A 21600-nucleotide genomic window follows, 5' to 3' on the forward strand; every position below is an offset into this window, starting at 1 on the left:
AGCGAGGCGTTCGCAGAGGGGCCGTGGGCTGGATCTCTGAGATCAGCCGCCGCGGCGCATCATGTCGAAGAAGTCCACGTTGGTCTTGGTGGCCCGCATGTTCTTGATCATCAGCTCCATGGCCTCGATCTCGTCCATGTTGTACATGAACTGGCGCAGGATGCGCGTCTTCTGCAGGATCTCGGGAGCCAGCAGCAGTTCTTCGCGGCGCGTGCCGCTCTTGTTGAGTTCGATGGCGGGGAACACGCGCTTTTCGTAGAGGCGGCGGTTCAGGGCCAGTTCGCTGTTGCCCGTGCCCTTGAACTCTTCGAAGATCACTTCGTCCATGCGGCTGCCGGTATCGACCAGGGCCGTGGCGATGATGGTCAGCGAGCCGCCTTCTTCCACATTGCGCGCCGCGCCGAAGAAGCGCTTGGGGCGCTGCAGCGCGTTGGAGTCCACGCCGCCCGACAGCACCTTGCCCGACGAGGGCACGACGTTGTTGTAGGCGCGGGCCAGGCGGGTGATGGAGTCCAGCAGGATGACCACGTCCTTCTTGAGTTCGACCAGGCGCTTGGCGCGCTCGATCACCATCTCGGCCACGTGCACGTGGCGCGTGGCGGGCTCGTCGAAGGTGGAGGCGATGATCTCGCCCTTGACCGAGCGCTGCATCTCGGTCACTTCCTCGGGGCGCTCATCGACCAGCAGCACCATCAGGTGAACGTCGGGATGGTTGGCCGTGATGGCGTGGGCGATGCTCTGCATCATCATGGTCTTGCCGCTCTTGGGCGGCGCGACGATCAGCGCGCGCTGGCCGCGGCCGATGGGGGCGATGATGTCGATGATGCGGCCGGTGATGTTCTCCTCGCCCTTGATCTCGCGCTCCAGGCGCAGCTGCTGGGTGGGGAACAGGGGGGTCAGATTCTCGAACAGCACCTTGTGCTTGTTCTGCTCGGGCGAGCCGCCATTGACGGAGTCGAGCTTGGTCAGGGCAAAGTAGCGCTCGCCATCCTTGGGTGTGCGCACTTCGCCTTCGATCATGTCGCCGGTGTGCAGGTTGAAGCGGCGGACCTGGCTGGGCGAGATGTAGATGTCGTCGGTGCTGGCCGTGTAGCTGGTGTCGGGGCTGCGCAGGAAGCCGAAACCATCCGGCAGGATTTCCAGCACGCCGTCGGCGAACACTTGTTCCCCGGCCTTGGCGCGCTTTTTGATGATGGCGAACATCAACTCTTGCTTGCGCATGCGACCGACGTTTTCGATCTCAAGCGCTTCGGCCTGCTTCAGGACTTCAGACACGTGCAGTGCCTTGAGTTCATTAAGGTGCATGGAGAGACTCCAGAACGGAGTGGAAAGAAACCAGGGGGAGGCGTTGAGCCAAGCGAAACACTGTGGAAGTGGGCTGGCTTGCCTGAGGGTCTCAGCGCGGCCTTCGATGCATAAGGCCGGTGATGAAGGGCATTATGACAGGAAAAAATCCGCAGGTCATAGGGAAATTTGCGCTGGCGCAGGGTTTGTGCGCCAGTGCGATGCGGTGCAGCGGTCAGCGCCGGGCCGCATGTTTGGCTGCCCCGGTGTAGGGGCAGTCAGAAGAATCAGGCCAGGTGCTGGTCCAGGAAAGCAGACAGCTGTGCCTTGTTGAGGGCGCCGACCTTGGTGGCAGCCAGCTGGCCGTCCTTGAACAGCATCAGCGTGGGGATGCCGCGGATGCCGAACTTGGCCGGGATCTCGCGGTTCTCGTCCACATTCATCTTGGCGATGGACAGCTTGTCCTTGTAGGTCTGGGCTGCTTCGTCGAGGATGGGGGCGATCATCTTGCAGGGACCGCACCATTCGGCCCAGTAATCGACCAGCACCGTGGAGCCGGGTTGCAAGACGTCAGCTTCAAAGCTTGCGTCGGAGATGTGTTTGATCAGTTCGCTGGCCATGGGTGATGTCCTTGATTTTTCGCAATGAGGAAGGCGCAGGAAAATCCGCACCGCGAAATGATTGTGACAGAAACCTATCACCTGCTGCACCGTATGGGCGGTAGCTGGATGCTATGACTGTCATAGCTGTTTACGGGGCGGCAGCAGGGTTGCGGGGTCATCGGGAATTAGTGGCGCCTGCGCGCAGGCCGGCCTGCGGCAGGGTATTCTGCGCGCCCGCGCTGCCGGCATATAAGTCTGCCGGCAGCGCAAAGTTGAATGCGAGCTTGGAATGGGAACTGATGTGATGGATGCTTTTGAACACGGCGCGGCGGCGCGCACGATGGACTGCGATGTGGCGGTGATCGGCGCCGGGCCTGCGGGCCTGATGGCGGCCGAAGGGCTGGCCGGCAAGGGGCTGACTGTCCATGTGTTCGAGGCCAAGTCCTCCGCAGGACGCAAGTTCCTCATGGCCGGCAAGGGCGGGCTCAACCTGACCCATTCCGAAAACCTGCCCGCCTTTGTCTCCCGCTATGGCGAGCGCAGTGCCGAGGTCTCGCGCTGGCTGGAGCTGCTGCCCCCGGATCAGCTGCGTGCCTGGGCCGGCGAGCTGGGCGTGGAAACCTTTGTGGGCAGTTCGGGCCGCGTATTCCCCAAGGACATGAAGGCTGCGCCCTTGCTGCGTGCCTGGCTGGTGCGTCTGCAGACCCAGGGCGTGGTCCTGCACACGCGCCACCGCTGGCTGGGTTGGCGGGATGGCGATGCGCTGGGCTTTGATACCCCCGAAGGGCGGCTGCAGGTGCACGCGAAGGCCGTGGTGCTGGCGCTGGGCGGCGGCAGCTGGGCGCGGCTGGGCTCGGATGGCGCCTGGATGCCCTGGCTGGAGCAGCGCGGCGTGGAAGTCGCTGCGTTGAAGCCCTCCAACTGCGGGTTCGATGTGGGCCTGGGCGATGCGGCGCCGGGCGGGCAGATCGATCGCAGGGAATTCATGGCCGAGCTGCTGGGGGCCAGCCCCCAGCCTGCGCGCGGCTGGAGCCCCTATTTCACCGAGCGCTTTGCCGGCCAGCCTTTCAAGTCGGTGGCGCTGTCCTTTGATGATGGTCAGGGCAACGTTTTCTCGCGCAAGGGCGAATTCGTGGCCACGACCACGGGCGTGGAGGGCAGCCTGGTCTATGCCGTCTCTGCCGCGCTGCGCGAAGCCATTGCGCGCGACGGGCATGCCACCGTCCATCTCGACCTGCTGCCCCAGTTGACACCCGAGCGCGTGCTGGCGGAGGTGCGCCATCCGCGTGGCTCACGCAGCCTGGCCAGCCATCTGAAGGGGCGCCTGGGCCTGGACGGCATCAAGGCCGCCGTGCTGCATGAGGTGCTGGGCAAGGACGGCGTGGCCGATTCCACGCGGCTGGCCCAGGCCATCAAGGCCCTGCCCATCACCGTGGTGGCGGCCCGGCCCATCGATGAGGCCATCAGCACCGCAGGTGGCGTGCGGCTGCAGGCGCTGGATGCCAATGGCATGTGCGTGGCTGCGCCCGGCGTTTTCTGTGCCGGCGAAATGCTGGACTGGGAGGCTCCCACGGGTGGCTACCTGCTGACGGCATGCATGGCCAGCGGCGTGCACGCGGCACAGGGCGTCGCCCGCTATCTGAAGGTGGATGGCGAGACGCGTTGAGGAGAGAAGGGGCCGCTGCGGGCTTGGACGGGGCAGGCGCCCGCAGGGCCTGCTGTTCAATGGAAGGTGACGAGCCTTGCCCTCGGCACTGGTTTCACGGTTAGGGCTGCTTGGTTCCCCACCTGACCCGGTTGGCCGCTTCCCCATGCGAGGAGGCCCGTCACTCCCGATTATAGGGGCAAACACCGGGCTGCCCGGGCGACAAGGCCGGCCAAACCCGGGGCGCACCGGGCGAGGGTGCTCAGCCCCGTAGAATCGCGGGATGTCTTATCTTGTGCTGGCCCGCAAATACCGCCCCCGCAATTTCTCCGAAATGGTGGGGCAGGAGCATGTCGTTCAGGCGCTCACCAATGCCCTGACGCAGCAGCGCCTGCACCATGCCTATCTGTTCACCGGCACGCGCGGCGTGGGCAAGACCACGGTCTCGCGCATTCTGGCCAAGTCGCTCAACTGCCAGGGCGCCGATGGCCAGGGCGGCATCACGGCAACGCCCTGCGGCGTCTGTGCGGCCTGTACCGAAATCGACAGCGGCCGCTTTCCCGATTACACCGAGCTGGACGCCGCCTCCAACCGCGGGGTGGACGAGGTGCAAAGCCTGCTGGAGCAGGCCGTCTACAAGCCGGTGCAGGGACGCTTCAAGGTCTTCATGATCGACGAAGTGCACATGCTCACGAACACGGCCTTCAACGCCATGCTCAAGACGCTGGAAGAGCCACCCGAGTACCTGAAGTTCGTGCTGGCCACCACCGATCCGCAGAAGGTGCCCGTGACCGTGCTCAGCCGCTGCCTGCAGTTCAACCTGCGGCCCATGGCGCCCGAGACCGTGCTGGAGCATCTGGGCCAGGTGCTTGGCCAGGAAGGCGTGGCTTCCGAACCCCAGGCCCTGCGCCTGCTGTCTCGCGCCGCGCGCGGCTCCATGCGCGATGCGCTGTCGCTGACCGACCAGGCCATTGCCTTTGGCAGCGGCCAGCTGCAGGAGTCCATGGTGCGCCAGATGCTGGGCAGCGTGGACCGCAGCCATGTGTTCCGCCTGATCGAGGCACTCGCCCAGGCCGATGGCCAGGTGGTGGTGGAAACCTCCGAGGCGCTGCGCCGCAATGGCCTGTCTGCAGCCTCCACGCTGGAGGAAATGTGCGCCGTGCTGCAGCGCATGGCCGTGGCGCAGGCTGTGCCGCAGATGGCCGCCGACGCCAGCGATCCGGAGGCCGCAGAGATCGCCCGCCTTGCGGTGCTGATGCCGCGCGACGAAACCCAGCTGCTCTACAGCATCTGCCTGCATGGTCGGGCCGAACTGGGCCTGGCACCCGACGAGTACGCGGCGCTGACCATGGCGCTGCTGCGGCTGCTGGCGTTCAAGCCGCAATCTGCAGAGCCCGCCCCGGGCGCGGCTGAAAAAAAAACTCCAGCGCTGACCCCCTCCACGGCGAAGCCTGAATCTCCCGCGCCCTTTGCGCAGACGCGGCCCGCACAGCCCGCTGTGCCCGAGGCCCCCGCTGTCCCAGTCAAGGCGGCCATGCCCGTCCCGGTCGCGCCTCCTGCTCCTGTCGCGCCTGTCGTATCTCCCGTGACCGCTGCGCCCGCCGTGGTCGCTCCCGTGGTGCAAGCCGTTGCGGCTCCAGCGCCTGTTCAGGCGCCCGTGGCCGTGGCCGCAGTTGCCAGGCCGGAACCTGTGCTTGCGCCTGTCCAGGAGGCCAGGCCTTCCGCTGCTCCAGAGCTGAAGCCGGCCGCCGGTGTCGCCCAAGAGCCCCTGGACGAGCCTGTGGATGAGCCCGTGGACGATGTGCAGGAAGACGCAGACTCTTCTGCCGATGAGGCGCCGCAGGTGCAGGATGCCGATGCGCCGGACGAGGGTGCCTGGGCCGGGATGCCCGATGAGGGCTGGGCCGACGAAGGCCGCTGGAGCGATGACGGAGATCTGGCCCTGGAGCCGCCTGCCGCTGCCGTGGCACGGCAGTCCGAACCGCAGATCGACACTCAGATCGATGTGCAGGATTTCGCTCCCGAACGTGGCCGCCAGTCCCCGGATGCGCCACCCGCGCCGACCGTGGAGCGCACGGCCGAGGGCGATGTCTGGCACGCTGCCGTCCAGCAACTGGTGCAGGCCGAGGCCGTCACTGCGCTGGCGCGCCAGCTGGCGCTGCAGTCGCAGCTGGTGGCGCGCGAGGGCGATACTTGGACGCTGCGTGTGGAAAGCAGCTCGCTGGCCCAGCCCGCCACGCGCGAGCGCCTGCGTGCGGCGCTGGAGGCTTCCGGCCTGGCCCGGCAGCTGCATGTCGAGCAGGGCGCCGTGGTGGACAGCCCCGCACGGCGCAATGCGGTGGCCAGCCATGAGCGCCAGCGCATTGCCGAAGACATCGTGATGAATCATTCTTTGGTGCAGACCCTGATCCGCAGCCATGGCGCGAAAATCGTGCCTGGCAGTATCAAGCCCGTATCCATTCAGCCCTGACACGCTCTAGAGCGTTTCGTTTTTACCCTACAGAAGAAGGAACTCACATGTTCAACAAAGGACAACTGGCCGGCCTGATGAAGCAAGCCCAGGCCATGCAGGACAACCTCAAGAAGGCCCAGGATGAACTGGGCAACATCGAGGTGGAAGGCGAGTCCGGCGCGGGCCTGGTGAAGGTGGTCATGACCTGCAAGCACGACGTCAAGCGCATCACCATCGACCCCAGCCTGCTGGCCGAAGACAAGGACATGCTGGAAGACCTGGTGGCTGCCGCCTTCAACGCTGCCGTGCGCAAGGCAGAAGAAACCTCCAACGAAAAGATGGGCAAGCTCACGGCCGGCATGCCCGGCCTGCCGGGCGGCATGAAGTTCCCTTTCTGAGGCTGGCCCCGAGAGGTTGTGCCGAACAGCCAGGAGAGGCCGTGACGGTTTCCCCAGCCACTCAATTGCGTTGAGCGGCCATCGAGCGATCTGCCCTTGCAGGTCGCTTTTTTTCTGAGAATCTTCTTCATTGAAAGGAAGCCGCCATGTCGGATGTGCAATCGCTCGATGGTCTGATCGAAGCCCTGCGCAGGCTCCCGGGCGTGGGCATCAAGTCTGCGCAGCGCATGGCCTTTCACCTGTTGCAGCGCGACCAGGACGGCGCGCGGCAGCTGGCCCGTGCCCTGACCACGGCCGTGGAGTCGGTAAGCCATTGCGAGCGCTGCCATACCTTCACCGAAGGCCGCATCTGCTCCATCTGCCAGGACGACGGGCGCGACTCGGCCCGGCTGTGCGTGGTGGAGGCGCCTGCCGACATGGGGGCCATGGAACGCACGGGGGCCTACAACGGCTACTACTACGTGCTGATGGGGCGGCTGTCGCCGCTCGACGGCATAGGTCCGCGCGACCTGAATCTGTCATCCCTGCTGGAGCGCGCTGGCGACGGCAAGGTGCAGGAGGTGATCCTGGCCACCAGTTTCACGGCCGAGGGCGAGGCCACGGCCCATGCGATCAGCGAGGCGCTGAAAGCGCGCGGCATCCATGTGACGCGGCTGGCGCGCGGCGTGCCCATCGGCAGCGAACTCGAGTACGTGGACCTGGGTACGATCGCCCATGCGCTGGTGGATCGCCGGTAGTGGTGGAGGCGGCCAGCATTCCTTGTCTTTTCATCAGGAGCCCGTATGCCGACCTCTGTCGTCCTGCCGCCCGGCGGTTTTTCCCTTGCCCATTGGTGCCTGCTGGTGGTGGTCCTGCTGCCGCTGGTCTGCGCCTACATCGCCAAGGCGCCCGGAATGAAGCACCGGCCGGGGCAGCGCGGCTTCGACAACCACGACCCCCGCGCCTGGCTCGCCCAGCAGACCGGCTACCAGGCGCGGGCGAATGCGGCGCAGGCCAACAGTTTCGAGTGCCTGCCGTTCTTCATTGGCGCCTTGCTGGTTGCCTGGCAACTGGGCGCGCCAGCTGCGCGGGTCGATGGCCTTGCCGTGGCCTTCGTGGTGTTGCGCATCGCCTACATCGCCTTCTATGTGATGGACCGCGCCACGCTGCGCAGTCTGGCCTGGGCCCTGGCCCTGGTGGTGAATCTGCTGCTGTTTTTCGCAGGCTACCGCTGAGGCCTGCGGCCGCATCCGGCGCCCTCGTCCCGCGCAGGGCCTGCACCACAGGCCCTGAGGTGTTTCACGTACGGGCAAGCACCGATGCTGCGTATGCGGGCTCTGGGCATGATCGTGTTGCACTGCAGCAAAATAACCATCATGTCTTCCCACGTGCTTGATCGCCGAACCTTGTTGAGCCTTCTGGGGCTGGCTCCTCTTTGGTCGCTCCCTGTGCTCGGCTCGGCCGAGCTGCTGACGATTGCCGTGGGCGGCCAGGGCCTGCTGTACTACCTGCCGCTGGTGATTGCGCAGCAGCTGGGTTATTTCGAGGCCGAAGGCCTGGCCGTGCGCATTGAGGACTATCCAGGCGGATCGCAGTCGCTGCAGGCCCTGGAGTCGGGCGCCGCCGATGTCTGCGCGGGCGCCTATGAACACACGCTTCTTGCCCAGCAGCGCGGCAGCCAGCTGCGGGCCTTCGTCGTGCAGGGGCGTGCACCCCAGATCGCGCTGGGCGTGGCTGCGCGCTGGATGCCGCGCTACCAGACGCTGGCCGATCTGCGCGGGCGGCGCGTGGGTGTTTCCTCGCTGGGCGCATCCACGGCCCGGGCCATGCAGCTGATGCTGCTGGGCGATGGCCTGGATCCCGCTGCGGTGCAACTGGTGGGCGTGGGCTCGGGGCCCGATGCCATGGAGGCGCTGCGCACCGGGCGTGTGCATGCGCTGTGCCATGCGGACCCGCTGATGAGCGTGCTGGAGGACAAGGGCGCCGTGCGCATCGTGCGGGACCTGCGTGATCTGCGCAGCAGCGCGCAGTTGTACGGCGGCTCCATGCCCTCGGGCACGCTGTATGCGACACAGGCCTTCTTGCGCAGGAACCCGGCCAAGGCCCAGGCGCTCAGCAACGCCATGGTGCGCTCGCTCAAGTGGCTGCAGACTGCCGCGCCCATGGATGTGCTGCGGGCCGTGCCTGCGCCCTATCTGCTGGGCTCCCGGCGCGCCTATCTGTCGGCCTTCGAGCACATGCGCACCACGATTTCGCCCGATGGGATGATGCCCGATGACGGGCCCGCCACGGCCCTGCGTGCGCTGGTCCGGCTCGACCCTGCGCTGGCGCGCGGCGGCATTGACCTGGAGCGCTCGTACACCAACGAATTCGTGCGCCAGTCCCGCCAGCGCTTTCACACCTGAGCCCGGCGGCCGCACGCAAAAAAGCCCGCGAAAGCGGGCTCCGTGAAGCGGGTGCCAGAGGGATTCCTCAGCGCTTTTTCACCTTGGATGGCTTGCCTCCGCGCTGTGCCGTGGTGACGGCCGTCTTGGCGTTGCGGCTTTGCGGCTGAACGGCCACCTTGCGTGCGGTTCCCGTGGACTTGGCTGCGCGGGCGTTGCCGCCGCTGCTGGCGCGTACCGGCAGATAGGCCACCAGCGACTGGCCTGCATGCAGCGTGGCCGAGGACTTCAGGTCATTCCAGTCCGCCAGGTTGGACACGCTGACGCCGTAGCGGTTGGCCACGCTGATCAGCGTGTCGCGCTTGCGTGCCTTGATGGTGGTGCGGCGCGTGATGATCTCGGGGGCAAAGCTGATCTGGCCGTTGTCGGCCACGTGGCCGGCCACGTCGGCACGCACGTTGGCGCCGCGCGGCACCATGAGCGCGGAGCCGGCCTTGATCAGCATGCGCGGCGGAATGTTGTTGAGGGCGCGCAGGTCGGACTCGCCCAGGCCCACGCGCTGGGCCGCCTCGGCCACGCTGATGGTGGAGGGCACGGTCCAGACGGTCCAGCTCGCGTACTGGCCTTCGTCGAAGGCCTGCATGTTGCGGCGAAACACCTTGGCGTTGTCCCAGGGCAGCAGGATCTCCGGCGTGCCGGCCGCAAAGATCACCGGCTTGCGAAAGCTGGGATTCAGCGCCTTGAAGTCCTCGGTCGATACGTCGGCCAGCTTGGCCACCAGTTCCACGTCGATGTCGCGGGTGATGGTGACGGTCTGGAAGTAGGGGTGGTTTTCGATCACCGGCAGCTCGGTGTTGAACGCATCGGGGTTGGCCACGATGTTCTTGACGGCCTGCAGCTTGGGCACGTACATGCGGGTCTCGGCCGGCATCTGCAGGTCGGTGTAGCCCGTGGGCAGCCCCAGCTTCTCGTTGCGCTTGATGGCGCGGCCCACGCTGCCTTCGCCCCAGTTGTAGGCGGCCAGGGCCAGGTGCCAGTCGCCGAACATGTCATAGAGCTTTTGCAAGTAGTCCAGCGCGGCGCGCGTGGAGGCCAGCACGTCGCGGCGGTCGTCGCGGAAGGCGTTCTGCTTGAGGTCGAAATAGGTGCCGGTGGCCGGCATGAACTGCCACATGCCGGCCGCCTTGGCGGTGGAGACGGCCTGCGGGTTGAAGGCACTCTCGATATAGGGCAGCAGCGCCAGCTCGGTGGGCATGTTGCGCCGCTCCAGTTCCTCGACGATGTGGAACAGGTATTTGCTGGAGCGCTCGGTCATGCGCTGTATGTAGTCGGGACGGCTGGCGTACCACTGCTCGCGGTCCTTGACCAGATCCTGGTCCAGGTCGGGCATGGCAAAGCCCTGGCGGATGCGTACCCACAGGTCGCCCGTGGTCTCCAGCGAGGCCACGTCGCCGTTGCTGGCACTGCCTGTGCCCAGCGGGCTCAGCGGCCCTTTGGGATACATGGGGGAGTGGGGTGCGGGGCTGGGGGAGGGATCCGTCGTGCCGGCCAAGTCCGGGCCGCTGGTGGTGGCGCAGCCGGCAAGAACCAGCAGGCTGCCCAGCAGCAGGGTGTGTAGCAGTTTCATCAGAAGACGTTTTTCCATTGGCGCAGGCCGGCCAGCACGCTGGCAGGGTCCTGCTGTCTCACCTGTGCGTCGAAGCCTGCGGCGGCCGCGGCCACCGCGGATTCGCGCGTTCTCAGAAAGGGATTGATGGAGCGCTCGGTCTCCATCAGGGATGGCAGCGTGGGCCGACCGGCCTCGCGCAACGCCTGACAATGCCGCTGGTAGTGAGCCAGGGTTTCGTTGTTTGGTTCCACGGCCTGAGCAAAGCGCAGGTTGGACATTGTGTACTCATGTGCGCAGCACACCAGTGTATTGCCCGGCAGCGAGGCCAGATCGTCCAGCGATTGCTGCATCTGCTGCGCAGTGCCCTCGAACAGGCGGCCGCATCCCCCGGAAAACAGCGTGTCGCCGCAAAACAGCACGGGCTGTGCCTGTGCCGCCGTGCTGTAGAAGGCAATGTGGCCGCTGGTATGGCCTGGCACATCGATGACCTGCCAGGGGCCGCCCAGCGCCTGCACGGCATCGCCTCCCTGCACGCGCTGAACGGGTTCGGGCAACTGCTCGTAGGCAGGACCCCAGACCTGGGCGCCCGTGGCCTGGTGCAGCTGGGCCACGCCACCGACATGATCGGCATGGTGGTGGGTGACTAAAATGCCCTGCAGCTGCAGGCCCAGCCGGTGCAACGTGGCGAGCACGGGCGCTGCATCGCCGGGATCGACGACCAGGGCCTGCCCGGCGTCATGCAGCAGCCAGATGTAGTTGTCGGAAAAAGCAGGAATGGGCAACAGGTTCATGAGCAGCAAAATTATAGGGATGCATCACTGGACGCAATCTGCCCTCGGCCACTACCTGCTGGAATGGGAGCAGCAGCGCTGCGACGAGGCGGTGGCCGATATTTTCGGCTATCACAGCCTGCAGCTGGGCATGCCCATGCTCCAGGGGCTGCGTGCCAACCGCATGCCGCACCGCTGGCTGGCGCTGGATTCCACGCAGGATGCAGCGCCAGCGGACGGCGCCGCCCCGCTGGAGGTTCCCGTGGCGCTGCTGGCCGATCCCGCCGCGCTGCCATTTCCCGAGGCCAGCCTCGACCTGGTCGTGATGCCCCATACGCTGGAGACCTCGCCGGACCCGCATGCCGTGCTGCGCGAGGCGGCCAGGGTGCTGATGCCTGAAGGCCGCATCGTGGTGTGCGGACTCAATCCTGCCAGTTTGCTGGGCGTGCAGCGGCGTGCCGAGCGTGGCGTGTACCTGCCCGATGTGGGCTGGGGCGTGGGTTACTGGCGGCTGCGCGACTGGCTGCGATTGCTGGCCTTCGAGATCGAGGCCGTGCAATTCGGCTGTTATCGTCCCGCCGTGCAGACGGATCGCTGGCTGCGCCGTTGGCAGTTCATGGACCGCGTGGGACGGCTGGGCTGGCCCATGCTGGGCGGTGTGTACTGCGTGGTGGCCGTCAAGCGTGTGCCGGGTGCGCGCATGCTGGAGCCTGCCTGGCGCGGCCGCGCGGTCGTGTCGGGCGCCACGGTGCCGGTCGCCCGTCGCATGCCGGCACAGGCCGCGCCGGACGGTGATCTGCATTCCAACCGGCCTGACGGCCGGGCCATTCATATCAAGGATTTTTTTTGAATCAAGTTGTTATCTATACGGACGGTGCCTGCAAGGGCAATCCGGGTCCTGGCGGCTGGGGCGTGGTGCTGGAGGCTGGCAGCGCCAGGAAGGAGCTGTTCGGCGGCGAGCTGAACACCACCAACAATCGCATGGAGATGATGGCCGTGATCGAGGCGCTGTCTGCGCTCAGGCGGCCCTGCGACGTGGTGCTCTACATCGACAGCCAGTACGTGCTCAAGGGCATCACCGAGTGGATCCACGGCTGGAAGGCCAAGGGCTGGAAGACGGCCTCCAAGGAGCCCGTCAAGAACGTGGAGCTGTGGCAGCGGCTGGACGCCCTGGTGCAGGGGGGCGGGCACCGCATCGACTGGCGCTGGGTCAAGGGCCATGCGGGCGATCCCGGCAACGAGCGCGCCGACGCGCTGGCCAACATGGGCGTGGATCAGGCGCTGGGACGCTGAACGCCTTGTGCGGGACAGGTGCAATGCCTGTCCCTTGCTCCTCTTCCCGAGGACTACCTCAAACGCGGTAGATGAAAACCCCAGACACAGGACTCGATGGGTGCAGCTAATATTTCCATAAGTGGAAATTAATGCACGCCCTGCCAGGCATCTTCCGTGGTGTGGTGTTTGAAATTGCCACTTGTGGAATTTTTAAACCATCTCACGATGAAAGAGCCTTGCGATGAAATACAAAGCAATTGCCGCATTGGCGATGCTGGGCGGCGCGGGAGCGGCGCTGGCCCAGAGTTCGGTGACGCTGTACGGCAGCATGGACCTGACCATGCCCTGGATCAGCGATGTGCGCGGGAGCCGGCTCACGCGCATGGATTCGGCCATCTCCCAGCCTGACCTCTGGGGCCTGCGCGGCTCCGAGGACCTGGGGGGCGGCCTGAAGGCCTCGTTCCAGCTGGAAAACGGATTCCTCACGGACATCGGCTCGCCGATCTCGCCCACCAGCTACTTCAACCGGGCTTCCTGGGTGGGCCTGGACAGCGCTTCGCTGGGCACGCTGCGGCTGGGGCGCCAGGTCGATTTCACGGCCGGCACGCTGAGCCAATGGGGCAATGGCTACCAGCTCTACAACTTCTATCTGTACCACCCGGGCAACCTGGACGGCCTGTCCAGCCAGTTCCCCGTGGACAACTCCGTGGTCTACCTGACGCCGCGCATGGGCGGTATGCAGTTCGGCGCGCAGTATGGATTTGGCGAGGTGCCGGGCCGCTCGCAGGCCAACCGTACCTACAGCGTCATGGGCAGCTATTCCAGTGCCAAGCTCAATCTGGCCGTGGCCTACACCGATGCGCGTGGCCGTGCCTTCGATATCGCCGGGCGCACGGGCCTGGCGAACGCGCTGGGCCAGGACCTGGTGGCGGGCCGGCCGCTGGTGCTCGATACCTTCCAGGTGCTGGGCATCGGCGGCGGCTACCAGCTCGATGCGCTTCCGGTACGGCTCAACGCGCTGCTGACGCGCTCCACGCTCAAGTATGGCGCAGCCTCCAGCCACATGAGCGCGCTCGACCTGGGCCTGGCCTGGCAGACCAGCCAGGCGGTGACCATCAACACCGGCTACTCCTTCAGCCGTTTCGAGCAGACGAAGTGGAACCAGGTCCACCTGGGCGCGCGCTACGCCTTCTCCAAGCGCACGCAGCTGCATGCCTCGGTCACGCACCAGCGCGCCTCCGATGGCGTGGCGGCGATGAATTCCGTGGGCGTTGCCAGCGGGCGCACGCAGACCGTGATTGCGGCAGGCATACACCACTCGTTCTGAGAGGCATGAGACATGCAGCCCGGTCGATGCGGGCGCATTGGAGACCCCACGATGAAATTCACCCTCAATTCCCGAAGCGTGGCCTTTGACGGCGACGGGCAGACCCCCTTGCTGTGGGTGCTGCGTGACCACTTCAAGCTGCCGGGCACCAAGTTCGGCTGCGGCATCAGCATGTGCGGGGCCTGCACGGTCCATGTCGATGGCGAGCCCGTGCGTTCCTGCGTGCTGCCCGTCTCGACGGTGGGCGGCAAGGCGGTAACGACCATCGAAGGACTGTCCAGCAACCGCTCCCACCCCATCCAGAAGGCCTGGATGGACAAGGACGTGCCGCAGTGCGGCTACTGCCAGTCCGGCATGGTCATGGCCGCTGCCGCACTGCTCAAGGCCCATCCGCAGCCCACCGATGCGCAGATCGACGAGGCCATGACCAATCTGTGCCGCTGCGCCACCTACCACCGCATCCGGGAGGCCATCCATGCCGCAGCGTCCAAGCAATGAACGAGGCCGCGTGGCCGATTCGGCCATCTCGCTGCGGCGCAGGCACCTGCTCCAGAGCGCCGCTGCGCTGCTGGTGGCGCCTGCTGCAGGCAGCCTGCTGATTCCGCTGGCGCAGGCCGCGCCGCCGGCAGCCGGTGCGGCGGCGGCAGCAGCCATCGGCGACTGGGTCTGGATCGAGCCTTCGGGCCAGGTGGTGATCGGCGTTTCGCAGTGCGAGGTCGGCCAGGGTATCTACACAGGCCTGCCCCAGGTGCTGGCCGATGAACTGGATGCCGACTGGGCCAGCGTGACCGTGCGCTTCGTCACAGGGCGCGACGCCTACCGCAACGATGCGGGCGAGATGCCGTTCCAGCAGTTCGTGGGTGCGTCGATGTCGATGAACTATTTCTATGAACGCATGCGCCTGGCCGGCGCCCAGGCGCGCGATGTGCTGCTGCGCGCCGGCGCAAGCCGCCTGGGTGTGCGTGCCTCCCAGTGCATGACGCGTGCCGGCCGCGTGCTGCACCCCGCGACGGGCCGCAGCGTGGGGTATGGCGAGATCGTGGCTGATGCCTCCAGGCTGCCCCTGGCCGCGCGGCCGCGCATGAAGTCGGCTTCCGAGCAGGGCCTGATCGGCCGCAACCTGCGCCGTGTAGATACGCCTTCCAAGGTCGACGGCAGCGCGGTGTTCGGCATCGATGTCGAGGTGCCCGGCATGCTGATCGGCGCCGTGCGCATGGCGCCCAGCGTGACGGGGCGCATCGTGCGCATCCGCAACGAGGCAGAGGTGCGCGCGCGCCCCGGCGTGCATGCCGTCGTGCGCACCACGCAGTGGCCCGACCCCGAGCCCAGCACCGTGGTCGTGGTGGCCGATTCGTACTGGATTGCCAAGCAGGCTGCCGATGCGCTGGACATCGAATTCGACGCCGGCGCGGCGGCAGCCGTGGACAGCGAGCGCATCCATGCGCAGTTCGTCGCAGGCTTGTCGAACGACAAGGCTGTCGTGGCCCGCAGCCTGGGCAAGCCGCGTGAAGTGCTGGCGGCCGGCAAGACCATCACGGCCGACTACCACTCGCCCTACATCACGCACGCCACCATGGAGCCGCTGGCCGCCACCGTGCATGTGCGCGACGGCGAGGTCGAGACCTGGGGGCCGTACCAGGGCCAGGACTTCCTGCGTGGCGAACTCGGCAAGGCCTGCGGCGTGCCTGCAGACAAGGTGATCGTGCACACCACGTTCCTGGGCGGCAGCTTCGGGCGCAAGTACATGCCCGACTTCGCCCTGCATGCGGCGGCGGCGTCCAAGGCCGTGGGCCGGCCCGTCAAGGTCATCCGCTCGCGCGAGGACGACATACGGCATTCCTACTACCGGCCCGGCGCATCGGGGCGCTTGAGCGCCGTGCTCGGCGCCGACGGCATGCCGGCCGCTCTGCATGCGCGCATCTCGGGCCAGTCGCTGTACGGGGCCATCAACCCCAAGAAGATGGCCGATGCCGGCGGCTGGGACGAGACCATGGTCGAGTCCATCTACGACCTGATCTACGGCGTGCCCAACCTGCTGGTGGATGCCGTGGACGTGCAGCAGCCCATACCGCTGAGCTACCTGCGCAGCGTGGGCACCACGTCCAGCGTGTTCTTCCTGGAAAGCTTCATCAGCGAGCTGGCCCACACCGCAGGCGTGGACGACTACCAGTACCGGCGCCGCCTGCTGGCCGGCCAGCCGCTGGCGCTGGGCGTGTTGGATGCGGCGGCGCGCGCCGCGCGCTGGGAGCAGCCCGCGCCGGCAGGCCTGCACCGCGCCATGACCTTCAACGTCTACACGGGGCGGGGCGAGAGCTTCCAGACCTTCGTCGCACTGGTCATGGAATTGCGTGTTGTGCAAGGCCGCGTGCGGCTGGAGCGTGCCATCTGCGCCATTGATGCAGGCCGCGTGGTCAATCCGGGCCTGGTCAAGGCCAATGTGGAAGGCGGCATCGGCTTTGCGCTGACCAACACCTTCAAGAGCCGGCTGGACTTCGACAAGGGCGCGGTACAGCAAAGCAACTTCCACGACTACCCGCTGCTGCAACTGTCCGAAATGCCCCGCGTGGAGGTGGTCCTGGTCGAAAGCGACCGGCCGCCCCAGGGCTGCGGCGAAGTGGCCCTGGGTCCCACGGCGCCTGCCGTGGCCACGGCCATGTTCCATGCCACGGGCCGCCGGTTCCGCTCCATGCCGCTGCCGCAGGACATCGCGTCCACCTGATCACCCCCCAACCCGCTTTTTTTGAGAAAAGGAATTTCATGCAAGTCGAACACATCACCCCGTGCATAGGATCGGAGATATACGGCATCGATCTCTCGGACCCGGCGCAGGTGCATGACCATGCGGACGCGCTGCGCAAGCTGCTGGCCGAGCGCCAGGTCATCTTCTTCCGCGACCAGACGCTGGACCCTGCGCAGCAGGTGCGCGTGGCCCAGGTGTTCGGCAAGGTCGAGCCCGTGTCCTCCACCTTTCCCTCGCACCCGGACGATCCCCATGTCGAGCTGCTGATCAGCCAGGGCACGCGCACCGGCACCGACATCTGGCATGCCGACCTGACCTGGCAGACCAAGCCGCCCGCCGGTGCCTGCCTCTACGCCGTGGACGTGCCGCCCACGGGCGGCGACACCATGTGGGCCAGCATGACCACGGCCTTCGCCTCGCTGGCGCCCGAGCTGCAGGCCTATCTGCGCACGCTGCGCGCCACCCACAACTGGGAGGCGCCGGCCCTGAGGCAAAGCCTGATGCGCCGCGATCCCTCGGGCGAGGCCTATCGGGCCACGCGCCTCAAGCATCCGCCGCTGGAGCAGCCCGTGGTCCTGGTGCACCCGGTGACCTGCCTGCCCGTGGCCTTTGTGAACTCGCTCTACACCACGCACATCGAGGGCGTGACCAGCGACGAGAGCGCGGCGCTGATCGCCATGCTCAGCGGCCTGGCCAAGGTGCCTGAGTGGCAGGTGCGCTTTCGCTGGCGCAAGGGCTCGGTGGCCATCTGGGACAACCTGGCCACCCAGCATTACGCGGTCAACGACTACCACCCCGCAGCGCGGCGGATGCACCGTGTGGCGATACGCCAGGCGTGAGCCCGGCCCCGGCCTTTGCTGAAAATGACAAAACCCACGATGAAAGCCCACCCCATGAAAGCGAAACGCAAAACGCTTGCCCTAGGCATGGCCCTGGCCATGGCCCTGCTGGCCGGTCCTGCCCAGGCGCAGGCCTATCCCCACAAGCCCGTCACCATCGTCGTGGCCTATCCCGCAGGCGGTGACACCGATGCGCTGGCGCGCCTGCTGGGCGAGAAGCTGTCGGCCCGCATCGGACAGTCGGTGCTTGTGGACAACCGCGCAGGCGCCAGCGGCACCATCGGCAGCAGCTATGTGGCCAAGGCGCCGGCCGATGGCTATACGCTGCTGCTGGCGCCCAATACCTTTGCCATGGCCCAGCTGGTGCTCAAGCTGGGCGCAGGCCACGGATATGACGTGCTCAACGGATTCACGCCCGTGATCGAGGTCGGCTCCACATCGCTGTTCCTTGTCGCCGGACCCGGCGCGGGCGTGCGCACGCTCAAGGAGGCCGTATCCGCGAGCCAGGGCCGTTCGCTGGGCTACGCCACCCCGGGCAATGGCTCGCCCATGCACTTTCTGGGCGAGATGGTCCGGCGCGCCACGGGCGCCCGCTTCGAGTCCATCCCCTACAAGGGGGTGGCGCCTGCGGTCACGGACGTGGTGGGCGGCCATGTGCCCTTCACCTACAGCACGCTGGGCTCCATCGCGCCCTACCTGCCCGGCGGCAAGCTCGTGGCGCTGGCCGTGGCCGACGCCCAGCGCTCGCCGCTGGCGCCCGACGTGCCCACGCTGGCCGAGCTGGGCTACAAGGACGTGGAGCTGACGGCCTGGTATGGCCTGTTCGGCCCCAGGAACATGCCTGCCGACGTGGTCAGGCTGCTGAATACGCACCTGAACGAGGTCCTCAAGATGCCCGACGTGGTGGCACGCATGGCCACGCTGGGAACCGTCCCTGTGGGCGGCCCGCCGCAGCGCCTGGGCAAGACCAATGCCAGCGACTTCGAGCGCTTCGGGCGGCTGGTCAAGGAGCTGGGCATACAGTCCGACTGAGGGCGGCGCACCGGACGAAAGGAGGGAGCAGCGGGCGCCGGCGCAAGTCAATCCGGGTGGTGGCCCGGGTGTGGTGGGTGGTCTTGCGCCGGCGCATCCTGCCTGATGCGCTCGGCCAGCAGGTGGGACATGAAGCGCAGATAGTGCTCGACCTGCTGGTCTGCCTGCGGCCCTTCCCCGAACAGTTCGGCCAGCAGCGGCCGTGCCGTGGGCAGGAAGGCCGAAATGCTGAGGATGGCCAGGTGGATGAAGCGCGGGTCCACCTGTGCCGGGTGGCTGGCCTGCGCTCCGTCCATCAGCATGGTCGAGGTCAGCTCCAGCCCGCGCCGCGTGATGCGCTGCAGCGGCGTGCCCGAGGGCGGAGGCTCTTCTTCGCTTTCATAGTGGTAGATCTCGGACAGCGCCAGCCGCTCGAACTGCGGGTGCTCGCGCATGAAATCCAGCCGCAGCAGCAGGCGCTGGTAGACGCGCTCTTCCACCGTGCCCTGCGTCCTGAGCGCCACTTCCATGCGGTTTTGCAGCTCCTGCATCAGGGACTCCGTCACTTCCTGCAGCAGTCCCTTGAGGCTGCTGAAGTAGTAGCGCACCAGCGCCCGCGTGACGCCGGCCGCCGCCGCGATTTCCAGAATGCTCAGTTGCTCCGGCGTGCGGGTCTTGAGCAGGTTGACCGTGGTCTGCAGGATGATGTCCCGGCCGACGGCATCGTCGGCCAGCGGGCGGCCGCTGTTGCGGCGGGGCTTCTTGGGCGCGGAATCGGCAGGCTTCTTTTGGGACGGCATGCGGGCCATTGTCGGCGATACACAGGCAGCGGCTGCGCCGCAAGTGTCAGGGCTGGGCGGTGATGCGGGCCAGCGCGTCCTCGATCTCGCGGGCCTGCTGGGGCCGCACCAGCCTTTGCACCTCCTGCCCGTCACGCAGAAAGACCAGGGTGGGCCAGAGCTTGACGCGGTAGCTGCGTCCCAGGGCCCTGCCGGGGCCGTCTTCCACCTTGATGTGGGCCACCTGCGGGGCGGCATCCAGCGCCTGGGCAATCAGCGGTTGCGCGCGCTGGCAGTGGCCGCACCAGGCGGTGCCGAACTCCAGCAAGGTAGCGCCGGGCAGCGTATCGACGGTGCTGCGATCGGGGGCGTCGGTCAGGTGCTTGGACTGGAAGGGCATGGGGCAATCTCCTGTCAGGGAAAGGCCTGCAGCGGCAGGATGGACACGGTTTCGCCGGCTTGCACGGCAGCGCGCTCATGTTCGAGCACGATGAGGCAGTCGGCCTCGGCCATGGAACTGAGTACGCCCGAGCCCTGCGGCCCCGTGGTGCGCACCATGCAGCGGCCATCGGCGCCCTTGGACAGAATGCCGCGCTGGTACTCGGTGCGGCCGGGCCGCTTGGACAGGGCCTGCGCAGCCACAGCCTGGGGCAGGGCGGCCGATTCACCGTCCACGGCGGCGGCGCCCATGAGCTGCAGCAGCGCCGGCCGTACAAAGACCAGAAAGCTCACCATGGCAGCCACGGGATTGCCGGGCAGGCCGATCAGTACCGTGGTGCGTGCCGGTGGCCGGCTGGCGGCAAATGGCGTGCCCGCATCGGGTTGCAACAGCCCCACGGCCAGCGGCCGGCCGGGCCGCATGGCCAGTCGCCAGAAATGAACGCTGCCCATGCGTTGCAGCATGGCGCGCGTATGGTCGGCCTCGCCCGCACTGATGCCGCCGCTGGTCAGCACCACGTCGGCCAGGGAGGCGGCTTCGCGCAGGCGCTCCTGCAAGGCTTCGGGCTGGTCGGCCACCACGCCCAGGTCCAGCACCTTGACGCCCATGCGCTGCAGCAGGCCGATGAGGCTGAAGCGGTTGCTGTCGTAGACCGCCCCTTCGCGCAGCGCCGTGCCGGGGTGCAGGATTTCATCGCCCGTGGAGAAATAGGCCACGCGCAGCCGCCTGCGAACATGCACCTGAGACTGGCCCAGGCTGGCGATCAGGCCCAGGGCCGCCGGATGCAGGCGCTGGCCCGCCGCCAGCGCCACGCAGCCCTGGCTCAGATCCTCGCCGCGCCTGCGGCGGTTGTCTCCGGTGCGCACGCTGCCGGCGGGGATGCGTACATGGTCGGGCGAGGCCGCATCGGCGGGCTCGGTGCGTTCGTGCGCGATCACCGTGTCCAGACCGGGCGGCAGCACGGCGCCCGTCATGATCTTGATGCACTCGCCCGCCCGCACCGTGCCATGCCAGGGCTTGCCGGCCAGGGCCTGGCCGACCACGCGCAGCACCAGCGGGGCGCCGGCCTGCAGCTGGCTGCCGTCGAAGGCATAGCCATCCATGGCGGCGTTGTCATGTGCGGGCACGTCGATGGGGGAGACGATGTCTTCGGCCAGCATGCGGTCCAGCGCGTCGGCCAGCGCCAGTGTTTCCACATCCGCCACCGGGCCCAGGGGCTGCAGCAGGCTGGCCAGCTGGGACAGTGCCTGATCAACGCTCAGGTCCTGGGCGGAGGCGATGGGGGCGGAGGCGGGCTGGAAGGTGGCGGTCATCAGAACGGAATCCGGTGGGGCAAGGCCGGTCACGGCGGCGTCACGGGCACACAGGCCGCGGCCTGCGCCAGGGCCTGCAGCTCCTGCTGCGTGTTGGCGTTGGCAAAGGCCAGCGGGCTGTCGTCCGCGCGATCGAAGAGGGCGGTGGCGCAGCGGTGCTGGCCCGTCCAGGCATCGATCTTGCGGCCGCCCGAACGTATGAAGGACTGCAGGCTATCACGCAGCGATGACCGCATCAGGCAGAACACGGGCTGGGCCCGCAGCCTGGATTGATCTGTATCAAGCGAGCGTTCCCAGCCATGGGCGACGACGATGTCGGCCGCAGGCTGCTGCGCCAGCGCAGCCTGCGCGAGCCGCTGTACAAGGTCCTGGGGGAACAGCGGCGTGTCGCAGGGCACGCAGACCAGCCAGGGTGTCTGGCAATGGGTGAGGCCGCTCAGAAAGCCGGCCAGCGGGCCGGGGTAGTCGGGTTCGGCATCGGGCCAGACCGGGGCACCATAGAGGGCGCCCAGTTGCGCATAGGCCTCGGTATGGCGATTGGCGTTGAGCATCAGATGCCCGACCTGGGGCGCAAGGCGGCTGAGCGCGTGGCCCGCCAGCGGCTGGCCCAGAAAGGGCTGCAGGCCCTTGTCGATGCCGCCCATGCGCATGCCGCGCCCGCCTGCCAGCACGCAGCCCGTGATGTCGCTCAAGGGCAGGGTGTCGGGCAGGGAGGAAACGGGCATGTGTGGCTTGTGATGGAGAAACCGAGGGG

Annotated in this window: 21 protein-coding genes and 1 other RNA gene; 13 read left to right on the forward strand and 9 right to left on the reverse strand. The window is 67.1% G+C overall.

The features are described from left to right. Window positions 1-42: 42 nt before the first annotated feature. Together rho and trxA are read right to left on the reverse strand one after the other, a co-directional pair. A complete protein-coding gene (rho, locus tag HFGMBDPB_RS10930; protein ID WP_016447451.1) occupies window positions 43-1305 on the reverse strand; it encodes a transcription termination factor Rho in 1263 nt (420 codons plus the stop codon). A 266-nt stretch (window positions 1306-1571) separates the two neighbouring features. Further along, window positions 1572-1904: a thioredoxin TrxA gene (gene trxA / locus HFGMBDPB_RS10935; RefSeq protein ID WP_016447450.1), complete on the reverse strand. Its 333-nt coding sequence runs from the start codon at window positions 1902-1904 to the stop codon at window positions 1572-1574. A gap of 271 nt (window positions 1905-2175) precedes the next feature. Between trxA and HFGMBDPB_RS10940 the strand changes: the two genes are divergently transcribed. Next, entirely contained in the window at window positions 2176-3552 is a 1377-nt protein-coding gene (locus HFGMBDPB_RS10940) for a TIGR03862 family flavoprotein (RefSeq protein ID WP_209671526.1), read from the forward strand. 65 nt (window positions 3553-3617) lie between these two features. Here the strand turns inward: HFGMBDPB_RS10940 and ffs are convergent. Beyond that, an RNA gene (gene ffs, locus HFGMBDPB_RS10945) (signal recognition particle sRNA small type) lies at window positions 3618-3714 on the reverse strand. 100 nt (window positions 3715-3814) lie between these two features. Between ffs and dnaX the strand changes: the two genes are divergently transcribed. The 5 genes from dnaX to HFGMBDPB_RS10970 all read left to right on the forward strand — a co-directional run bounded on the left by dnaX (window position 3815) and on the right by HFGMBDPB_RS10970 (window position 8765). Then, a complete protein-coding gene (dnaX, locus tag HFGMBDPB_RS10950; RefSeq protein WP_212645399.1) occupies window positions 3815-6001 on the forward strand; it encodes a DNA polymerase III subunit gamma/tau in 2187 nt (728 codons plus the stop codon). A gap of 47 nt (window positions 6002-6048) precedes the next feature. Continuing rightward, entirely contained in the window at window positions 6049-6381 is a 333-nt protein-coding gene (locus tag HFGMBDPB_RS10955) for a YbaB/EbfC family nucleoid-associated protein (RefSeq protein ID WP_012206701.1), read from the forward strand. A 146-nt stretch (window positions 6382-6527) separates the two neighbouring features. After that, a complete protein-coding gene (recR, locus tag HFGMBDPB_RS10960) occupies window positions 6528-7118 on the forward strand; it encodes a recombination mediator RecR (protein WP_034365541.1) in 591 nt (196 codons plus the stop codon). Between the two features lie 45 nt (window positions 7119-7163). After that, on the forward strand, window positions 7164-7595 hold the full coding sequence (locus HFGMBDPB_RS10965; protein WP_212645400.1) for an MAPEG family protein: 432 nt from the start codon (window positions 7164-7166) through the stop codon (window positions 7593-7595). 84 nt (window positions 7596-7679) lie between these two features. Further along, a complete protein-coding gene (locus tag HFGMBDPB_RS10970) occupies window positions 7680-8765 on the forward strand; it encodes an ABC transporter substrate-binding protein (protein WP_016447445.1) in 1086 nt (361 codons plus the stop codon). Between the two features lie 67 nt (window positions 8766-8832). On the opposite strand, the gene HFGMBDPB_RS10975 is transcribed toward HFGMBDPB_RS10970, so the two are convergent. Both HFGMBDPB_RS10975 and gloB read right to left on the reverse strand, forming a co-directional pair. Further along, a complete protein-coding gene (locus HFGMBDPB_RS10975; protein ID WP_016451348.1) occupies window positions 8833-10371 on the reverse strand; it encodes a transglycosylase SLT domain-containing protein in 1539 nt (512 codons plus the stop codon). Next, entirely contained in the window at window positions 10371-11144 is a 774-nt protein-coding gene (gene gloB / locus HFGMBDPB_RS10980) for a hydroxyacylglutathione hydrolase (protein WP_016447443.1), read from the reverse strand. The genes HFGMBDPB_RS10975 and gloB overlap by 1 nt, the downstream gene beginning before the upstream one ends. Window positions 11145-11163: 19 nt before the next feature. Here gloB and HFGMBDPB_RS10985 point away from each other — a divergent pair, with 19 nt between their 5' ends. From HFGMBDPB_RS10985 to HFGMBDPB_RS11015, 7 genes are all read left to right on the forward strand, one after another. Next, on the forward strand, window positions 11164-11973 hold the full coding sequence (locus HFGMBDPB_RS10985) for a class I SAM-dependent methyltransferase (protein WP_017404536.1): 810 nt from the start codon (window positions 11164-11166) through the stop codon (window positions 11971-11973). Continuing rightward, window positions 11970-12416 (forward strand): ribonuclease HI, encoded by a 447-nt coding sequence (gene rnhA / locus HFGMBDPB_RS10990; RefSeq protein WP_016447441.1) that lies wholly within the window; start codon window positions 11970-11972, stop codon window positions 12414-12416. The genes HFGMBDPB_RS10985 and rnhA overlap by 4 nt, the downstream gene beginning before the upstream one ends. Window positions 12417-12639: 223 nt before the next feature. Then, window positions 12640-13725, forward strand: a complete 1086-nt coding sequence (locus HFGMBDPB_RS10995; RefSeq protein WP_034365538.1) for a porin — start codon at window positions 12640-12642, stop codon at window positions 13723-13725. A 51-nt stretch (window positions 13726-13776) separates the two neighbouring features. Continuing rightward, on the forward strand, window positions 13777-14223 hold the full coding sequence (locus HFGMBDPB_RS11000; RefSeq protein WP_017404538.1) for a (2Fe-2S)-binding protein: 447 nt from the start codon (window positions 13777-13779) through the stop codon (window positions 14221-14223). Continuing rightward, window positions 14201-16444 (forward strand): xanthine dehydrogenase family protein molybdopterin-binding subunit, encoded by a 2244-nt coding sequence (locus HFGMBDPB_RS11005; RefSeq protein ID WP_160855571.1) that lies wholly within the window; start codon window positions 14201-14203, stop codon window positions 16442-16444. The genes HFGMBDPB_RS11000 and HFGMBDPB_RS11005 overlap by 23 nt, the downstream gene beginning before the upstream one ends. A gap of 38 nt (window positions 16445-16482) precedes the next feature. After that, window positions 16483-17304 carry a TauD/TfdA dioxygenase family protein gene (locus tag HFGMBDPB_RS11010; RefSeq protein ID WP_016451352.1) on the forward strand — a complete coding sequence of 274 codons (822 nt, stop codon included), beginning with the start codon at window positions 16483-16485 and terminating at the stop codon, window positions 17302-17304. A gap of 54 nt (window positions 17305-17358) precedes the next feature. Continuing rightward, complete coding sequence (locus tag HFGMBDPB_RS11015) at window positions 17359-18336, forward strand: Bug family tripartite tricarboxylate transporter substrate binding protein (RefSeq protein WP_026062757.1); 978 nt, start codon at window positions 17359-17361, stop codon at window positions 18334-18336. A 47-nt stretch (window positions 18337-18383) separates the two neighbouring features. Here HFGMBDPB_RS11015 and HFGMBDPB_RS11020 read toward each other — a convergent pair whose 3' ends face one another. Genes HFGMBDPB_RS11020 through mobA form a run of 4 tightly spaced genes read right to left on the reverse strand, consistent with a single transcriptional unit; the run spans window position 18384 to window position 21571 of the window. Then, window positions 18384-19115, reverse strand: a complete 732-nt coding sequence (locus HFGMBDPB_RS11020; RefSeq protein WP_227472562.1) for a TetR/AcrR family transcriptional regulator — start codon at window positions 19113-19115, stop codon at window positions 18384-18386. A gap of 46 nt (window positions 19116-19161) precedes the next feature. Next, a complete protein-coding gene (locus HFGMBDPB_RS11025) occupies window positions 19162-19494 on the reverse strand; it encodes a thioredoxin family protein (RefSeq protein ID WP_034365530.1) in 333 nt (110 codons plus the stop codon). A gap of 14 nt (window positions 19495-19508) precedes the next feature. Continuing rightward, on the reverse strand, window positions 19509-20846 hold the full coding sequence (gene moeA, locus HFGMBDPB_RS11030) for a molybdopterin molybdotransferase MoeA (RefSeq protein ID WP_047326770.1): 1338 nt from the start codon (window positions 20844-20846) through the stop codon (window positions 19509-19511). Between the two features lie 29 nt (window positions 20847-20875). Further along, on the reverse strand, window positions 20876-21571 hold the full coding sequence (mobA, locus tag HFGMBDPB_RS11035; protein WP_212645401.1) for a molybdenum cofactor guanylyltransferase MobA: 696 nt from the start codon (window positions 21569-21571) through the stop codon (window positions 20876-20878). Between the last annotated feature and the right edge of the window lie 29 nt (window positions 21572-21600).

The organism is Delftia sp. PE138 (assembly GCF_018320755.1).
Classification (GTDB): Bacteria; Pseudomonadota; Gammaproteobacteria; order Burkholderiales; family Burkholderiaceae_C; genus Comamonas; species Comamonas tsuruhatensis.

What these genes read in the sequence shown, in the direction of transcription:
- moeA (WP_047326770.1), bottom strand. Translation starts at nt 20,846, where the DNA reads ATGACCGCCACCTTCCAGCCCGCCTCCGCCCCCATCGCCTCCGCCCAG.
- HFGMBDPB_RS10975 (WP_016451348.1), bottom strand. Translation starts at nt 10,371, where the DNA reads ATGAAACTGCTACACACCCTGCTGCTGGGCAGCCTGCTGGTTCTTGCC.
- HFGMBDPB_RS11005 (WP_160855571.1), top strand. Translation starts at nt 14,201, where the DNA reads ATGCCGCAGCGTCCAAGCAATGAACGAGGCCGCGTGGCCGATTCGGCC.
- HFGMBDPB_RS11020 (WP_227472562.1), bottom strand. Translation starts at nt 19,115, where the DNA reads ATGCCGTCCCAAAAGAAGCCTGCCGATTCCGCGCCCAAGAAGCCCCGC.
- dnaX (WP_212645399.1), top strand. Translation starts at nt 3,815, where the DNA reads ATGTCTTATCTTGTGCTGGCCCGCAAATACCGCCCCCGCAATTTCTCC.
- rho (WP_016447451.1), bottom strand. Translation starts at nt 1,305, where the DNA reads ATGCACCTTAATGAACTCAAGGCACTGCACGTGTCTGAAGTCCTGAAG.
- HFGMBDPB_RS11010 (WP_016451352.1), top strand. Translation starts at nt 16,483, where the DNA reads ATGCAAGTCGAACACATCACCCCGTGCATAGGATCGGAGATATACGGC.
- HFGMBDPB_RS10965 (WP_212645400.1), top strand. Translation starts at nt 7,164, where the DNA reads ATGCCGACCTCTGTCGTCCTGCCGCCCGGCGGTTTTTCCCTTGCCCAT.
- HFGMBDPB_RS11015 (WP_026062757.1), top strand. Translation starts at nt 17,359, where the DNA reads ATGAAAGCGAAACGCAAAACGCTTGCCCTAGGCATGGCCCTGGCCATG.
- recR (WP_034365541.1), top strand. Translation starts at nt 6,528, where the DNA reads ATGTCGGATGTGCAATCGCTCGATGGTCTGATCGAAGCCCTGCGCAGG.
- HFGMBDPB_RS10970 (WP_016447445.1), top strand. Translation starts at nt 7,680, where the DNA reads ATGCTGCGTATGCGGGCTCTGGGCATGATCGTGTTGCACTGCAGCAAA.
- HFGMBDPB_RS10995 (WP_034365538.1), top strand. Translation starts at nt 12,640, where the DNA reads ATGAAATACAAAGCAATTGCCGCATTGGCGATGCTGGGCGGCGCGGGA.
- gloB (WP_016447443.1), bottom strand. Translation starts at nt 11,144, where the DNA reads ATGAACCTGTTGCCCATTCCTGCTTTTTCCGACAACTACATCTGGCTG.
- HFGMBDPB_RS10985 (WP_017404536.1), top strand. Translation starts at nt 11,164, where the DNA reads ATGCATCACTGGACGCAATCTGCCCTCGGCCACTACCTGCTGGAATGG.
- trxA (WP_016447450.1), bottom strand. Translation starts at nt 1,904, where the DNA reads ATGGCCAGCGAACTGATCAAACACATCTCCGACGCAAGCTTTGAAGCT.
- HFGMBDPB_RS10940 (WP_209671526.1), top strand. Translation starts at nt 2,176, where the DNA reads ATGGGAACTGATGTGATGGATGCTTTTGAACACGGCGCGGCGGCGCGC.
- HFGMBDPB_RS10955 (WP_012206701.1), top strand. Translation starts at nt 6,049, where the DNA reads ATGTTCAACAAAGGACAACTGGCCGGCCTGATGAAGCAAGCCCAGGCC.
- HFGMBDPB_RS11025 (WP_034365530.1), bottom strand. Translation starts at nt 19,494, where the DNA reads ATGCCCTTCCAGTCCAAGCACCTGACCGACGCCCCCGATCGCAGCACC.
- mobA (WP_212645401.1), bottom strand. Translation starts at nt 21,571, where the DNA reads ATGCCCGTTTCCTCCCTGCCCGACACCCTGCCCTTGAGCGACATCACG.
- HFGMBDPB_RS11000 (WP_017404538.1), top strand. Translation starts at nt 13,777, where the DNA reads ATGAAATTCACCCTCAATTCCCGAAGCGTGGCCTTTGACGGCGACGGG.